General features: G+C 53.8%; 12 protein-coding genes. 8 read left to right on the forward strand and 4 right to left on the reverse strand.

Going from position 1 to position 15,819, the window contains the following annotated elements:
- Window positions 1-289: 289 nt before the first annotated feature.
- Together EG028_RS00935 and EG028_RS00940 are read left to right on the forward strand one after the other, a co-directional pair.
- Window positions 290-6,844, forward strand: coding sequence for a T9SS type B sorting domain-containing protein (locus tag EG028_RS00935; RefSeq protein ID WP_162946179.1), 6,555 nt, complete (start codon window positions 290-292; stop codon window positions 6,842-6,844).
- 57 nt (window positions 6,845-6,901) lie between these two features.
- Window positions 6,902-7,480 carry an alpha-ketoglutarate-dependent dioxygenase AlkB family protein gene (locus EG028_RS00940; protein ID WP_120514171.1) on the forward strand — a complete coding sequence of 193 codons (579 nt, stop codon included), beginning with the start codon at window positions 6,902-6,904 and terminating at the stop codon, window positions 7,478-7,480.
- A 72-nt stretch (window positions 7,481-7,552) separates the two neighbouring features.
- Here the strand turns inward: EG028_RS00940 and EG028_RS00945 are convergent, their stop codons facing one another.
- Window positions 7,553-7,825, reverse strand: coding sequence for a hypothetical protein (locus EG028_RS00945; RefSeq protein WP_241559032.1), 273 nt, complete (start codon window positions 7,823-7,825; stop codon window positions 7,553-7,555).
- Window positions 7,826-7,837: 12 nt separating this feature from the next.
- Window positions 7,838-8,314: a hypothetical protein gene (locus EG028_RS00950; protein WP_120514172.1), complete on the reverse strand. Its 477-nt coding sequence runs from the start codon at window positions 8,312-8,314 to the stop codon at window positions 7,838-7,840.
- Between the two features lie 168 nt (window positions 8,315-8,482).
- On the opposite strand from EG028_RS00950, the gene EG028_RS00955 reads away from it, so the two are divergent.
- The 6 genes from EG028_RS00955 to EG028_RS00980 all read left to right on the forward strand — a co-directional run bounded on the left by EG028_RS00955 (window position 8,483) and on the right by EG028_RS00980 (window position 13,859).
- Complete coding sequence (locus tag EG028_RS00955) at window positions 8,483-8,917, forward strand: DUF2147 domain-containing protein (protein WP_120514173.1); 435 nt, start codon at window positions 8,483-8,485, stop codon at window positions 8,915-8,917.
- A gap of 725 nt (window positions 8,918-9,642) precedes the next feature.
- Window positions 9,643-10,254 carry an START domain-containing protein gene (locus EG028_RS00960; protein WP_162946180.1) on the forward strand — a complete coding sequence of 204 codons (612 nt, stop codon included), beginning with the start codon at window positions 9,643-9,645 and terminating at the stop codon, window positions 10,252-10,254.
- A complete protein-coding gene (locus tag EG028_RS00965; protein WP_120514176.1) occupies window positions 10,251-11,039 on the forward strand; it encodes an SDR family NAD(P)-dependent oxidoreductase in 789 nt (262 codons plus the stop codon). The genes EG028_RS00960 and EG028_RS00965 overlap by 4 nt, the downstream gene beginning before the upstream one ends.
- Complete coding sequence (locus EG028_RS00970; RefSeq protein ID WP_120514177.1) at window positions 11,036-12,022, forward strand: NAD-dependent epimerase/dehydratase family protein; 987 nt, start codon at window positions 11,036-11,038, stop codon at window positions 12,020-12,022. The genes EG028_RS00965 and EG028_RS00970 overlap by 4 nt, the downstream gene beginning before the upstream one ends.
- Window positions 12,022-13,104 (forward strand): sensor histidine kinase, encoded by a 1,083-nt coding sequence (locus EG028_RS00975; RefSeq protein ID WP_120514178.1) that lies wholly within the window; start codon window positions 12,022-12,024, stop codon window positions 13,102-13,104. Before EG028_RS00970 ends, EG028_RS00975 begins: the two co-directional genes overlap by 1 nt.
- Window positions 13,101-13,859, forward strand: coding sequence for a LytR/AlgR family response regulator transcription factor (locus EG028_RS00980; protein WP_120514179.1), 759 nt, complete (start codon window positions 13,101-13,103; stop codon window positions 13,857-13,859). Before EG028_RS00975 ends, EG028_RS00980 begins: the two co-directional genes overlap by 4 nt.
- Here the strand turns inward: EG028_RS00980 and EG028_RS00985 are convergent, their stop codons facing one another.
- Window positions 13,860-14,588, reverse strand: coding sequence for a LytR/AlgR family response regulator transcription factor (locus tag EG028_RS00985; protein WP_120514180.1), 729 nt, complete (start codon window positions 14,586-14,588; stop codon window positions 13,860-13,862). It abuts the gene before it with no gap.
- Complete coding sequence (locus EG028_RS00990; RefSeq protein WP_120514181.1) at window positions 14,585-15,643, reverse strand: sensor histidine kinase; 1,059 nt, start codon at window positions 15,641-15,643, stop codon at window positions 14,585-14,587. The genes EG028_RS00985 and EG028_RS00990 overlap by 4 nt, the downstream gene beginning before the upstream one ends.
- Between the last annotated feature and the right edge of the window lie 176 nt (window positions 15,644-15,819).

The raw sequence follows: 15,819 nt of genomic DNA on the forward strand, positions 1-15,819 counted from the left end.
CCTTTAGCTTAATCCGACACCCATATTGTGTCATAACCTCCCGACTTCAGAGCTGCACGATGCTTGTGTTGCTGATCCGTGTTTATAACTGCGTCATAACTATTCCGGCTTTTTGAGCTTCACGGCCTGTGTTCCTAGTCTGTGCGTATGATTTTATCATAACCTGCCTACCCCACGAGGCGCACCATGCTTGTATGGCTATGCCTTACCTGTTCCTGTTTTCCCTATCCCGCTCATCATGCGATGCATAACAGTGTATTTTATCGTCAGTCCCCGAAACACCCTACATATGTATAGAACCGTACGCACGACCTATCTTATCCTGTTTAGCCTGCTGGCTTTTGTGCGCGTTTACGCCGAAGGCAGCAAAGAATTATCCGCCAACGGCGGCAGCCGCGCCTTCTGGCGATGCAGCGGCACGTCCACGGCTCAGTTCCCCTACCCCAATCCCGGCATCATCCGCGTGTATGCGAATGTGGGAGAACGGATCTACCTGGGCTCCAGTGCACAGGGCATCAACGGCGGCACTATCTCCTGGGTGGCGCCCAATGGGGCTACAGGCTCATCCGGCAACAGCGCAACCGTCGGTCTGATACCGGACAGGGCGGCGGAACTGCTCGGGCCCAGGCTTACCACCAATGGCGCCGATCCCGGATACAATCCCTATATCGTGACGGTGGGCGCAGGGCAGGCCGGCATCTGGGAGATCACCTTTACGTCCACCAGCACCACGGCCGCCGGCACTACGCCCATTATACCGGCAAACGGCGCATGGACACAAAATATCAATAGCGTGTACCTGGCGGCGTTCGACGTATCCGTGCGTAATGGCAGCAATACCGCGTTTATCCCCGGCCGTTCTTATCTTCATATCTTTTCAGGCAATACAGCCAGTGTGGGCGCCACCTTCGGTTCCTTCAACGGCATTTTCTACGTGCTCACCCGCGATGGTTTTGAATATTCGGTGAATGCAAACGGCATGCAGGGTGTGGCTTTCCAGTTCTTTGTGAACAATAAGGGCTTCCGCGACGGATCGGGCAATTCAGCGTACTCCAGTGTGGCCGGCATCGGCACCACTCCCGGCACCATCCCCGTACACAACCCCACCACACCCGATGACGCGACGAATGTAACGCACAAACTATTTTTTAACCAGGCAGCCGCCGACATGCCGGCCTCCGCGCCGATCGCGGGCGGGGGAACGGTCTGGCTGCTGACCACACCTATAGATCCTACCCTCAGTACGCTCACCTTTACCGGCAGAGAAGGCACCCCGAATGCCACCGGCACTTTCCCGCTGGGCGGCACATTTACTTTCAACTCCACAGCCGTGGGCGCGTACAGGCTCAGCCTGGACGTGAACCAGAACGGCATATTTACCGACGTACAGGACAGGGTGATAACCGGCTTTTCCGTCATCGGCACAAACAGTGTGCCCTGGGATGCGCTGGATGGTGAAGGGAATCCCGTACCCGGCGGCACCACCTTCGCGCCGGGCAGCATAAAAGTGGAAATGCTCAGCGGCGAAGTACACTTCCCGCTGCTGGATGTGGAAAGGAATCCCGCCGGCATCATCGTTACCCGGATAACGGGGGCGGGTGCGCCCAACAACATTCTTTACTGGGATGATACCAATATCCCCGTGGTAGGCACACCGTCCAACCCCGTACGCAACCTGGCCGGGCAGCCCAGCAATACGAACGGGCATACCTGGAATTTAAACTTCGGAGACAACAATGGCATGGACAGCTGGAGTTACATCAGCAGCGACCAGTTGTTCAACACCGCGCCGCTGGAAGTACGGGAAGCGGACCTTGAGGTGGTGGCCGTGACGGCCGATAATCCCAGCCCTTGCGTTGGCTCACCTATATCCTATACGATACATATCCGCAACAACGGGCCCAGCGATGTGACGGGCGCGACTTTCCTTGCATCGGTCCCTCCACCGCTCCTGAACCCCACCTTTGAGATCACCGCTACCGGTACAGCCTCAGCAACGAACCCCCAGCTTTTCCCCGCCGGCTTTAGCGCGGACCTGAATATGGAAAGCGGTTCTTCTTTATTTATCACGATCTCAGGCACCTCGGTTAGCTTAGCCGGTACAACGCTGACGGTAGATGGCCGTGTGATGAGGATAGCGGACTGCACCGATCCGGATGCCACTAATCCTGACGCCGCGCCGCCAACGGATGGATTTGCTGAATGTGATGCCCCGCCCAGCGGTACTGGTTGTAATAATATCAAGTCATTCAGCCACACAATAACAGGCGCGATCGGGAACAATGTCATCAGTTCCGACCAGTCGCTTTGCGAAAATGCAACACCCGCGACGCTGACGGGCACTGTGCCCACCGGCGGCACCGGCGTCTTTACTTATCTCTGGGAAATGAGCACCACCAGTGACTCAGAAGGGTTTGCTCCGGCGCCTGGCACCAATAACACCATCAACTACAGCCCCGGGCCTGTAACCGGTAATACCTGGTTCAGAAGGACAGTCATATCCGGCTGTAACAGCCAGAGCAACCTGGTAACCATCACGACCTCCCCGCCATCCGCCAGCGGCACCGTGACACCACCTACCTGTACGGTGGCAACGGGCAGCATTGTGGCGCCTGAAGTACCGGGCAATACGTTTTCATTGAACGGCAGCGCATTCCAGACCAGCGGTACATTTGCGGGCCTGGCGCCGGGTAATTATACGCTCATTGTACAGAATACCGACGGCTGCGTCTCCAATCCGCTGCCGCTGGTCATTCCCCCGCAACCGGCAACCCCGGCGGCGCCGGCTGCAACGGTCATTCCGCCTACCTGTTTAGAGGCAACAGGTTCCATTACGGTAACAACGATCGCAGGGCTTGAGTATTCCATCAATGGAACAGACTACCAGGCATACGGTACGTTTGTAACCTTAACGCCGGGCACTTACAGTCTTACCGCGCGTAATGCTGATGGTTGCATATCAACAGCGACATCCCTGGTAATACCGGCACAACCGGCTACACCTGCCGCACCCGCTGCAACCGTCACGCCGCCTACCTGTACGGTAGCAACGGGAACGATTACGGTGACAGAAATCGCAGGACTGGAATATTCCATTAATGAAATAGACTTCCAGGCATCCGGTACATTTACGAATGTGGCCCCGGGAACATACAGTGTTACCGCGCGCAATACAGATGGTTGCGTGTCAACAGCAACATCCGCTGTGATACCCGCGCAACCGCCTACCCCCGGCACACCAGCCGCAACGGTGACGCCGCCTACCTGTACAGTAGCGACGGGAACGATTACAGTAACGGTGATTGCAGGATTGGAATATTCCATCAATGGAACAGATTACCAGGCATCCGGCACATTTAGCAATGCCGCACCGGGAACATACAGCGTTACAGCGCGTAGCGCTGATGGATGCGTATCAACAGCAACATCCGCTGTGATACCAGCGCAGCCACCCACCCCCACCGCACCGGCTGTCAGTCTCATACAGCCTACCTGTACTGTCACTACAGGTACCATTACGGTGACAACAATTGCAGGGCTGGAATATTCCATCAACGGCACAGACTACCAGGCTTCGGGTACATTTGCAAATGTTGCCACCGGTACATACAGTGTTACAGCCCGTAACACCGATGGATGTACATCACCTGCAACCCCGGCTGTTATTGGCATACAACCGCCAACTCCGGCGGCTCCCGTGGCGAATATCACCGCCCCCACCTGTACGGTAGCAACGGGCACTATCACAGTTACTTATGTGGAAGGAATGGTATATTCCATTAATGGAACGGACTTCCAGAATAACGGTGTATTCGCGAATGTGGCGCCGGGAACATACACTGTCACCGTGAGGAATACAAACGGTTGTACCGCCACGGCAAACGCTGTGGTACCTGCACAACCGGCAACACCCGCCGCGCCTGCAATAAACATCACAGCCCCGACCTGCACGGTAGCGACGGGAACGATTACAGTAACGGTGATTGCAGGATTGGAATATTCCATCAATGGAACAGATTACCAGGCATCCGGCACATTTAGCAATGCCGCACCGGGAACATACAGCGTTACAGCGCGTAGCGCTGATGGATGCGTATCAACAGCAACATCCGCTGTGATACCAGCGCAGCCACCCACCCCCACCGCACCGGCTGTCAGTCTCATACAGCCTACCTGTACTGTCACTACAGGTACCATTACGGTGACAACAATTGCAGGGCTGGAATATTCCATCAACGGTACAGACTACCAGGCATCCGGTACATTCGCAAATGTGACACCGGGAACATACAGCGTTACAGCGCGTAATGCGGATGGTTGTACCTCCACCGCAACATCCGCCGTGATACCCGCGCAACCTGCTACCCCGGCGGCACCCATCGCAACGGTGACGCCGCCGACCTGTACGGTAGCGACGGGAACGATTACGGTAACAGAGATCGCAGGATTGGAATATTCCATCAATGGTATGGATTACCAGGCGTCCGGTACATTTGTCAATGTGGCGCCCGGGACATACAGCGTGACGGCACGTAACGCGGACGGATGTACGTCTGCCGCCGCGTCCGCAGTGATACCGGCACAGCCGTCCACCCCCGCCGCTCCGGTTGTAACGGTCACCGCGCCGACCTGTACGGTAGCCACCGGTACGATTACCGTGACTGAAGCAGCCGGGCTGACTTACTCCATCAATGGAACTGACTACCAGGCATCCGGTACGTTCACCAATGTATTACCCGGCACCTACAGCGTAACAACGCGCAATAGCGACGGATGTACATCCACCGCCTCATCCGCGGTGATACCGGCACAACCGGCCAGCCCCGCCGCTCCGGCAGCCAACGTGACCGCGCCTACCTGCACGGTCGCTACAGGCACGATCTCAGTAACGGAAGTTGCGGGCCTGACGTACTCCATCAATGGTACAGATTACCAGCCGTCCGGAACATTCGCGGGCATAGCGCAAGGCAGTTATAATATCACCGCACGGAACAGCGATGGCTGCACCTCCACGGCCACACAGGCTGTAGTGCCTGCCCAGCCGCCCGCTCCGGCAGCACCTGTTGTGGCCATTACCGCGCCTACCTGCACAATAACGACCGGGAGCATTACCGTAACGGAAACCGCCGGCCTTACCTACTCCATCAATGGCACAGACTACCAGGCCACCGGCATATTTACGAACCTTGCACCCGGCACTTATAACGTCTCCGTGAGGAATACACAAAGCTGCACCTCCACGGCAACAACGGCGATGATCCCGGCACAACCGGCTACCCCGGCGGCACCTGTCATCAGTATCACCGCGCCCACCTGCACAGTGGCAACCGGTACCATTACAGTAACTGCAAGCGCCGGTCTCACCTACTCCATCAACGGTACAGACTACCAGGCCTCCGCTACATTCACCAATGTAACACCAGGCACCTACAGCGTCACCGCACGGAATGCAGATGGATGCACCTCTACCGCCACATCCGCTGTGATACCGGCCCAGCCGGCCTCACCCGCCGCGCCTGTGGTGAACGTCACCGCGCCTACCTGCGCAGTGGCCACAGGAAAGATTTCCGCAACGATGGTTGCAGGCATGACTTATTCCATCAATGGTACAGACTACCAGCCGTCCGGCACATTTGCCGGTGTTGCGCCAGGGTCTTACAACGTGACGGCGAGAGATGCCTCGGGTTGTACTTCAACGGCCACCAGCGCCGTCGTACCGGCACAACCCGCTGTATTGCCTGCTCCGGCAGTAGCTGCTATCAGTTATTGCCAGGGAGACGCCGCCACACCGTTGCAAGCCGGAGGTACCTTGTTGAAATGGTACAATTCCGAAACCGGCGGAGTGCCGCTTGCGGCTACGCCGGTGCCCAATACGGCAACCCCGGGCATCTTCACCTTCTGGGTTTCTCAAAGCAATGCGGCTGGATGTGAGAGTCTGCGCAACGCATTGGTCGTAACAGTATTCGCGAAACCCACGCCCCAGATCACCAGCAGCACCGCAGACATGAACAGTGCGGATGCAAGGCGCGAGCTCACCGCCACGCCTGCCGGAGGCATATTCTCGGGCAATGGCGTAGTTACGGAAAATGGCCGCGCATTCTTTAACCCGGCCACCGCCGGGGCTGGAAGTCATACGCTGACCTACACTTACACCAGCGGCGGCAACTGTTCGGTGAGCACAACGTTTGTGATCCGCGTAACAGCCGCACAGGTAGACGTATCAGTAAGGAAAATATCCGACGCACAGGCCGTACGCCCGAACGATGTGTACCGGTACACCATTACGGCCACGAACAACAGCACTGTTGCCGCGCCGGATGTGGTGGTGACTGATGTATTGCCGGCCACGCTGAGTTACCAGAGCCACACCGTTACCACCGGCACGGCCGCGCATTCCAACGCCAGCAACACCCTGACATGGAACATCGCATCCCTGGCGCCGGGCGCTTCGGAAACGCTGGTGATCACGGTCACCGCACGATCCACCGGGAATATATCCAACAGCGTGAACATCGTCTCAGGCCTGGCGGATGCCAGCCCGGGCAATAACACTTCCACGGACAACAAGGAGATCGTGGACCTGAAAGTGCCCAATATCTTCACCCCAGATGGCGATGGAATGAACGACCGCTTCGTGATCAAAGGACTGGAGCTTTACCAGCAAAACCAGCTCACGATCATCAACCGCTGGGGCAACCATGTGTTTGAACAGAAAAATTATAGCAACACCTGGGAGGCAACCGGCCTGCTGGAAGGCACTTATTATTACCTGCTGAAACTTACGGACAGGCAGGGCAAGGAAACCGTGCTGAAAGGTTATATCACCATCTTCAGGGGGAAATAAGATCTAACAGCAAGAAACGGGTGGCGCAATTCCGTGCCGCCCGTATCTTTGCCGGATATGGACAACCTGTTGCCGGTGGATGGAACGGCAGTATTATTCCCCGCGCTGTTCACCAGGGAAGAAAGCGATCATTACCTGGAAGTATTACAGGAAAAAATAAACTGGAAACAGGAACCTGTGATCATGTTCGGGAAGACCGTGATGCAACCCCGCCTCACGGCCTGGTACGGGGATGAAGGCAAGGCCTACAGTTACTCCGGCATCACGATGCAGCCGGTCCCCTGGACGGAGGCATTGCTCGCCATCAAAACAAGAGCGGAAGCCGTGGCCGGGCAATCTTTTAACAGCGCCTTATTGAATTTTTACCGCAACGGGCAGGATAGTATGGGCTGGCACCGGGACAACGAAAGTTCTCTTGGCCTGAACCCCGTGATAGGTTCGGTGAGTTTCGGCGCGGAGCGTGAATTCCAATTGCGCCATTACATGAACCGCTCCATGAAACGCTCAGTGGTACTGACGCACGGCAGCGTGCTGATCATGGCGGACGCCACACAGCATTACTGGCAACACGCCATCCCGAAAACGACGAAGCCGCTCGGTGCGCGCATTAATATTACTTTCAGGAAAATTATGTAGACAGGCAAATGCCGGGCAGCCTGCCGGATGAGGTCCGGGCAGGAATCCGCCGTGCATTATATCGATGATCATTTATCCCTTCTGATCGTGCCCCTGCTGTTTTACCATTTTGTTGTAAATACCGAAAAGCAGGAAAGGCGCCACCCATTGCCCGATAAAAAGACTTGCGTGTTTCCGGCCAAAACATTGCAGCGCCAGCGAAACGCTCATGGCGCCCACAGCCGCCCATAAAAAGGCATCCGAAGGCAGCTTTGCCGTCTGCTCTTCTATCGCTTCCGCCACGGGTCCTTCTTCGTGTTTGCTGACTTTGTCCACCGCCAGTTTTCTTTTTGCCATCTTTGCCATAAGGATCAGTTTTTAGTCATCATTTTTATCGATGCTGTATTCATTGTTTTCTTCATCTTCATCGCCGATATCTTCCATTTCGTCATCATCTTCGCTGCCGGGCACATCCAGCTCCTCTCCTTCGTTCAGCGGGTCGCCGTCTTCGTCTGTCATATCCACTTCGGCTTTATGCATACGTTCTTCTTCTTCATACGCCGGGTCGCGGGTGGCGGCGTCTTCCAGGATGCGGCGTTCTTCATCAGTTACGTTATCATCGCCCTGGAGCAGTTGTTCGTTTTCGTCGGTGGTTTCTTCCAGGTTGTCCAGCAGGCCTTTGCCTTCTTCATCGTCGGAGGAGGCGGTAGTATCGGCCAGCTCGCCGAGGGGCGCGGGCTTTACATTTTCCTGGCCGGGTATGTCGTGCATCTGCGGCAGGTCCATACTCGCGGGGGTGCCTTTCATGCGGTCCTCATCGCGTTTGTTGTCGGTAAGATCATTTCCCTTTGCCATGGTATTTTTTTAATAACCGGCGAAAGAACCATGCCATATGAAATAACTGGAAAAAGCGGGGTAAATGACGTGTAACTGTAGAGATTATTACGCACCATAAAGTCATGGTGTGGAAACGTTTATATTGCTTTTTACCCGATATTTGAAGGGTTAATCAAAACCGGACCCATGAAAAACATATTGCTGGCAGCCCTGCTTTTGCTGATGATCCCCGTTTATGCCAAAGCCCAGAGCGCGGACGCCATTGTTGGCCTTTGGCTCAATGAAGAAAAAGACGCAAAGATCCAGATCTACCGCACGGGCGATAAATATTACGGCAAGATCGTGTGGATCGCCAATGCATATGAGGCGGATGGGAAAACACCCCGGAAAGACAGCAAAAATGCGGACGCTTCCCTGCGCAACCGCAGCATCATAAATATGGTGATCCTGACGGATTTTGAATACGATGACGGCGAATGGGAAGATGGTAAGATCTACGATCCCAAGAGCGGGAAAACCTACAGCAGCAAAATAAAACACAAAGGCAATACCCTAGATATCCGCGGTTATGTGGGGATCTCCATGTTCGGGAGGACCACCGTCTGGACGAAAGCGCAGTAAGGCCTATTCCTATTGCACTATTTTATCCCGGTTTACCCCCTTTCCCCAATTCGAAGTACCTTATTAGATTACTTTAGCTTAAAATTGCTCTTCCGAACGAGAACTTTCTCCTTCCGAAGGACCTTTTTGTTTCTTTCAGCTTGAAATTGCTCTTCCGAACGAGAACTTTCTCCCTCCGAAGGACCTTTTTGTTTCTTTTAGCTTGAAATTGCCCTTCCGAACGAGAACTTTCTCCCTCCGAAGGACCTTTTTGTTTCTTTCAACTTGAAATTGCTCTTCCGAACGAGAACTTTCTCCTTCCGAAGGACCTTTTTGTACTTCTAAGTATCGACTTTGTACTTCCGAAGGACCTTTTTGTACTTCCAAGTATCGACCTTGTACTTCCGAAGTACCTTTTTGTACTTCCAGGTATCGACTTTGTACTTCCGAAGTACCTTTTTGTACTTCCAGGTATCGACTTTGTACTTCCGAAGTACCTTTTTGTACTTCCAGGTATCGACTTTGTGCTTCCGAAGTACCTTTTCCTCCCTTTTTACCTCGACGTCGAAGCTTTTTACTCCGGCGTCCTCACTTTGAAGGGGGTAATTTGCGCATTTACCCCCTTTGACCACCTTTCTGCCACACAACAGCTCCCCTGACAACTCAACCCCTCAACTCAACAGTTCGACGGATAATCCATGGCCAGGCATCCCGTTCCCCTCAAATTTGCCCTTAAATGCCAAAGCATGAAACGTATCATAACCATATTAATCATGAGCGCGGTCTTTATCCAGCCACTAATCGCAGGCAAACTGCCCGCGGAGGAATTCAAACTGGTCAAACAATCTGAAAATATATTCCTGTACGAACGCTGGATCGCCGCGGGCAACAACGAAAAGGTCAGGGAGATCAAAGCGGTGTTCCTCGTCAGGGCCAGTCGCGGCAACCTGATCAGCCTGCTGAAAGACCCCGTGAAAGGCCGTGAATGGAATGTAAACGCCAAAGAATACCGCGTGCTGCCCCTGCCGGAAGAAAACCGCTGGATCAGCTACATACAGTACGATATCCCCTGGCCCTTCGACAACCAGGATTGCTGCCTCGCCTTCCAGAGCACTGATTCCGAAGTCAGTTTCCAGAGCACTCACCACAGCGCCTTCCCCGAAAAAGAAGGCATCATGCGCCTATCCGGCACAAAAGGAAAATGGGTGCTGGAAAACATGCATTCCGGGAACGTGAAGGTCACCTACTTTATCACCACGGACCGCAGCCGCAAGATACCCCGCTGGGTATCGGACCCGATCGTGCACAACAATCTCATCAAAACCATGTCGAAGTTTAAATCACTCGCCGAACAATGAAATACACGCTGATCACAGGCGCCAGTTCAGGACTGGGCCGGGAATTTGCCATCCAGTGCGCCCGCATGGGTATGCACATCGTGCTCGTGGCGCTTCCCGGCGGCAATACCGCTTCCCTGGCGGAACAGCTGATGCTGGAATACAACGTGGACGTAAGGTTTTTTGAATTTGACCTGACGGATGCGGACGAGCTCGAAAAACGCATCGACGATATTCTCCGGCAATACCCGGTCAACTTCCTGATCAACAACGCCGGCATCGGCGGCACGGCATCCATTACAGATACCTCCCTGGAAAGGATCGATAAGATCATTATGCTGAACGTGCGCAGCACGGCGCTGATCACCCGCCAGCTGATCCCGCACATGCTGCGGCACGAGAGGAGTTATATCATGAACATCTCCAGCATGGCGGCTTTTACGCCTATTGCCTACAAAACGGTGTACCCGGCTTCCAAGGCTTTTATTTCCGTATTTTCACTGGGCCTGAAGGAAGAGCTGGCAGGCACCGGTATTTCCGTGAGCGTCGTGTACCCCGGGCCTATACTCACCAATTCCGGCACCTCGCGCAGGATCATCAGCCAGGGATTGAAAGGCAAAATGGGCCTGCTGCCCACGCCGGACATTGCGCGGAAAGCCATCCGGATGACGCTGGCGGGTTACCCGGTGATCATCCCCGGCCTCATGAACAGGATCAGCCATTTCCTCATGCAATTGCTTCCCGCCGGCTTTAAGTTGCGGCTGGTGTCCAGGGAGGTAAAAAAAGAAATCAGTTATTCGATATGACCAAAGTGCTGATCACCGGAGCCAATGGCTTCCTCGGCTCCAACCTTACCCGGGAAATGTACCGCCTGGGTTATGAAGTAAAGATACTGGTGCGCCCCACGGCGGACCTGAAGGCCATCGCGGACATTCCATGCGAGATATTCTCCGGCCGCCTGGACGATATCAACCATGTAATGCAGGCAGTGGAAGGCTGCGACATCGTGGTGCACGCCGCCTGTATCACAGACCAATGGGGCGTTTCCTTCGAGGAATATGAAAAGATCAATTTCACCGGTACCCGTTATGTGGTGCAGGCCTGTCTTCATCACCAGGTGCGGAAGCTGGTATATGTCAGCACCGCGAACACCATCGGGCCGGGCAGCCGCACCAATCCCGGCAGCGAGCTGAACGGGTTTTCACTTTTTAACGCCAACTCCGGTTATATCAACAGCAAATATCTCGCGCAGCAATACGTGCTGGAGCAGGTGGAACATGCGGGCCTGCCCGCCGTGATCGTGAACCCTACTTTTATGATCGGGCCGAATGATGTGAAACCCAGTTCGGGCAAACTGTTGCTGTATGGCGTAGGCAAAAAAATACTGTTTTATCCACCCGGCGGGAAAAATTTTGTCCATATCCAGGACGTGTGCCGGGGCATTGTGAAGGCGATCGATCAGGGAAAGACGGGGGATTGTTACCTGCTGGCGGGACAGAACCTGAGCTACCGGGAGTTTTTCCGGCTGATAGACCAGGTGCAGCACCGCAAAACATTGCTCGTAAGGATTCCTCCCTTCTTTCTGAAATTGGCCGGGATGGCCGGTTCCATGCTTGCCGGGCTTACCGGCCGCTCTCCCCGGCTCAATTATACGTCCGCGTATCTTTTATGCCTGCAAAACTATTACTCCGGCCGTAAATCAGAACGTGAGCTACAACTCCAATACACACCGGTGGAGACTGCCGTACGCGAGGCATTCTCCTGGTTTAGGGAAAATGCATACTTTTAATGAAGCGAATCACCAATATGGATTTTCAAAAGCACGACAGACTATTCACCAGCAAGCTTTTCCGATATCTTACCAGGATACTGATCCTCTATATCCTCAGCACGATCTTCAAATCCTTCGATCACAGTTTTGTGGAAGATATGCATGTATGGAGCATGAGAGGCCAGATGTTCAGCATCGTGTACGTCGTGTACGGGCTGCTCGTCTGGGAAGGCGCCATCCGGCTTTCCGCCTGGGTGGAGCGGCATACCGGGCCTAAAAAACTCGTCGCCCTGGCCATCAGCCTCCTTATCTACGGCATGTTCGCTTCCATTGGCTTCGGGCTGGTATACTCCGCCTTCGACGTACTGCTCTACCACCGTTACGAAGCCTGGGAAAGCGCCAGCAGCCTCAGTTATGACCTCAACTTCGGCACGTTCCTTTTCTATGTGCTTATACTCACGTTCAACGGTATCATCTACTATTATAAAGGCTGGAAGGAATACCAGCTGCAAACGGAAAGGCTGATGCGTGAGAACATCCAGGCGAAATATGACGCGCTGCGCAACCAGATAGACCCGCACTTTTTCTTCAATTCCCTCAGCGTGCTGACGAACCTCGTGTACAAAAGCCCTGATGTGGCGGCGGACTACATCACCCAGCTGGCCAAAACCTACCGGTACATCCTCGACAAAAAATTTGAGAACCTCGTGCCGGTACAGACCGAACTGGACTTTCTCGATTCATACCTCTTCCTTATCCGCATCCGCCACCAGAACAGTATCCGCTGCTCCGTGGAGATCGGTGAAAAGATCAGGGCCAAAGGCATGATACCGCCCGCTACCTTGCAGCTGCTGGTAGAGAACGCCATCAAACACAACCGTTTTTCGTCCAACGACCCGCTGCTGATCACGATCAAAAGCGAAGGAGACGAACTGGTGATCACCAACAAAGTAAGGGCGAGAAGTAATCCTGAAACACCCTCGGGCATCGGGCTGGAAAATATTCATAAAAGGTACGAGCTGGCCATTGGCAAAGGCATCCAGGTGTTTCCCTCCTACGATCTGTTCATTGTTAAAATACCGGTTATCCAGCAATCATGAATGTAGTGATATTTGAAGACGAAGTACATAACGCGGAAAGGCTGATCCAGCTGATCCGCCAGTGTAATCCCGACGTGGAAGTGCTTGGCATCATAGAATCCATCGCGCAGGGCTCGCAATGGCTCGCGGAGCAGCATCCGGTAGACCTGATGTTTATGGACATCCAGCTGTCCGACGGCAACTGTTTTGAAATGTTCACCCATACCAAAGTGCATACGCCGGTCATTTTCACCACTGCCTATGATGGTTTCGCCCTGCAGGCATTTAAACTGAACAGCATCGATTATCTGATGAAGCCGATCGAGCAGAAGGAGCTGTGCAATGCTTTACAAAAGTTCGAACAGTTCCGCCCGGCGCCAAATTACCAGGTGGATATCACCCGCATTGCGGAGGAGTTCCTGCGCCGCGACCATACGCGGTTCATTGGCCGGATCAACAACCAGCTGATCTATGTAAAAGCAAAAGACATCGCTTACCTCCAGTTCTCGAAAGGTGTCACCTGGGCCACCACCTTCGCACAGCAGCGGATGCCGCTGGATTATTCGCTGGACCAGATCGAGAAGCTGCTGGACAAACACGTATTTTTCCGCATCAACCGCCAGTTCATCATCCACATAGACGCTATTAAAAAGATCATGGCTTATTACAACAGCCGCCTCATACTCCAGCTGGAGCCGGCAGCCGCCGAAGATGTGATCATCAGCAGGGAAAGGGTAAATGATTTTAAGACCTGGCTGGAAGGCGGAAGAGCATAGTTATTCTTTCACGCCCAGCGCGCGCATAACTTCCGCGCGGTATTGCCGCCCGATGGGCAGCTCCTGGTCCCCCACTTCGATCGTGGTACTGTTGAACGACCGTATTTTGTCCACCGCGATGATGTAGGAACGGTGGATGCGGAGAAAACGGCCTTCGGGAAGTTTTTCTTCCAGGTATGTGATCCGCTGGTAACTGATGATCTCCTTGTCCGTGGTTTTTACTTTCACATAGTCTTTCAGGCTTTCGATATACAGGATGTCCTTCTCAAACACCTTTACCATTTTTTTATCCGCTTTCAGATAGATGAAAGTATCCGCGGCAGTTGTTGTTGCCGGGGATACGAGCATGGAAGGCAGGGTTACCGAGGCTTCCTGCGTGGCGTGATATTTATTGATGGCTACCAGGAACCGTTCGAAGGGAATGGGTTTCAGCAGGTAATCCAGTACGTTCAGTTCAAAACCATCCAGGGCGTAATCACGAAAGGCGGTGGTGAAGATCACTTTGGGGCGTTGCGGTAATGTTTTCAGGAAGTCGATGCCGCTGAGCTTTGGCATTTGAATGTCCAGGAAGAGCAGGTCTACACGGTTCTTTTGCAGGAACTGCAAGGCGTCTATCGCATTGTGGCAGGTGCCGGCGAGGCTCAGGCTATCCAGCTGGCCGATGTATTTCACGAGCACTTCCACCGCCAGGGGTTCATCGTCCACTACCAGGCATTTGATCTTGTTCATCCTTCCAGGTTTATTTTCAGGTCCACGGTAAAGCGGCCGGACTCCTTCTTCAGCGCCAGCGTATGCCTGCCGGGATACAGCAGTTCCAGCCGGCGGATCACGTTCCGCAGGCCGATGCCGTTGTTCTCCGCATCAGCGGCCGGGAATGCATCGTTTTCCGTATGACTGTTCTCCACTTTTACGCTGAGTACATCGTCTTTCACCTTCACGTCTATCGTCACCCAGACGGGGTCGGTCTCGTTGCTCACGCCATGTTTGAAGGCGTTCTCCACAAAGGGGATCAGCAGCAGGGGTGCAATCTGCCTGCAGTTCACATCGCCGGATACATTGAAGGAAACGTCCAGCGGCTGGCTGTACCGGATCTTTTCCAGCTCGATGTAATTGCGGATGTGCGTGATCTCTTTGTCCAGCAGGATGTTGTCCGCGCGGGAATCGTAGAGCATATAACTCATCAGTCCGGAGAGTTTCAGCACCACTTTTGGCGCCGCCGGGGAGGCCTGCAATGTGAGTGAGTAGAGGTTGTTGAGCGTATTAAAAAGAAAGTGCGGATGCACCTGCGCTTTGAGAAAATTCAGTTCCGCTTCGAGTTTTTCACGTACGATCTCCTGGTGGCGTTGCTCCTGGGAGAACCATTGGGAGAATATTTTTACCACCAGCGTAAAAAGCAGCACCGGGCTGAGGAACCAGAGCATGCCTTTGAAGATCATGTACCAGACGAACACCTGCTCGCGGTAAGTGGTATCCGGGTAAAATACCGGTTCAAAGAACTTTTCCTGGACGATGCGGTTGATCACCGAACCCACAAAAAGCAGCAGGACAGCGGAAACCGTATATGCCAGGTATTTTTTCCGGAGAAAAAAACGGGGGAACAATACGTACATATTCACATAAGCCACCAGGACAGCGGCAGGCAGCCCTCCCAGTTCTTCGAGGAAATAAAACAGCGTGCCCCGCTCCGCTTCCGCATGTACGCCGGTATTGACGAGCATGTAACAGACCCAGAAAAGAAGGTGTGTAAGCACACGGCTATTGGCGATATAATAATGTTTCCGCATCAGTCGAGGCCTAAATTAAGGATATTCTACCATCCGCCGTTCTTATTCGGCGAACGACATATTTCACCCGCTTTTCAGCATTAAAACGGCTCAAAACAGCCCGTGCCTGTCTTATGCCTTCCCAAAGCCATCGTTAGGCGAAAACGCGGCCCGCAGGCCTTATTATGGCGTTCATT

Origin of the sequence: Chitinophaga barathri (assembly GCF_003807585.1) — a bacterium.
GTDB lineage: Bacteria > Bacteroidota > Bacteroidia > Chitinophagales > Chitinophagaceae > Chitinophaga > Chitinophaga barathri.

Excerpts from the sequence above, each read along its gene's own strand:
- EG028_RS00935 (WP_162946179.1), top strand. The coding sequence starts at position 290 with ATGTATAGAACCGTACGCACGACCTATCTTATCCTGTTTAGCCTGCTG.
- EG028_RS00940 (WP_120514171.1), top strand. The coding sequence starts at position 6,902 with ATGGACAACCTGTTGCCGGTGGATGGAACGGCAGTATTATTCCCCGCG.
- EG028_RS00945 (WP_241559032.1), bottom strand. The coding sequence starts at position 7,825 with ATGGCAAAGATGGCAAAAAGAAAACTGGCGGTGGACAAAGTCAGCAAA.
- EG028_RS00950 (WP_120514172.1), bottom strand. The coding sequence starts at position 8,314 with ATGGCAAAGGGAAATGATCTTACCGACAACAAACGCGATGAGGACCGC.
- EG028_RS00955 (WP_120514173.1), top strand. The coding sequence starts at position 8,483 with ATGAAAAACATATTGCTGGCAGCCCTGCTTTTGCTGATGATCCCCGTT.
- EG028_RS00960 (WP_162946180.1), top strand. The coding sequence starts at position 9,643 with ATGAAACGTATCATAACCATATTAATCATGAGCGCGGTCTTTATCCAG.
- EG028_RS00965 (WP_120514176.1), top strand. The coding sequence starts at position 10,251 with ATGAAATACACGCTGATCACAGGCGCCAGTTCAGGACTGGGCCGGGAA.
- EG028_RS00970 (WP_120514177.1), top strand. The coding sequence starts at position 11,036 with ATGACCAAAGTGCTGATCACCGGAGCCAATGGCTTCCTCGGCTCCAAC.
- EG028_RS00975 (WP_120514178.1), top strand. The coding sequence starts at position 12,022 with ATGAAGCGAATCACCAATATGGATTTTCAAAAGCACGACAGACTATTC.
- EG028_RS00980 (WP_120514179.1), top strand. The coding sequence starts at position 13,101 with ATGAATGTAGTGATATTTGAAGACGAAGTACATAACGCGGAAAGGCTG.
- EG028_RS00985 (WP_120514180.1), bottom strand. The coding sequence starts at position 14,588 with ATGAACAAGATCAAATGCCTGGTAGTGGACGATGAACCCCTGGCGGTG.
- EG028_RS00990 (WP_120514181.1), bottom strand. The coding sequence starts at position 15,643 with ATGCGGAAACATTATTATATCGCCAATAGCCGTGTGCTTACACACCTT.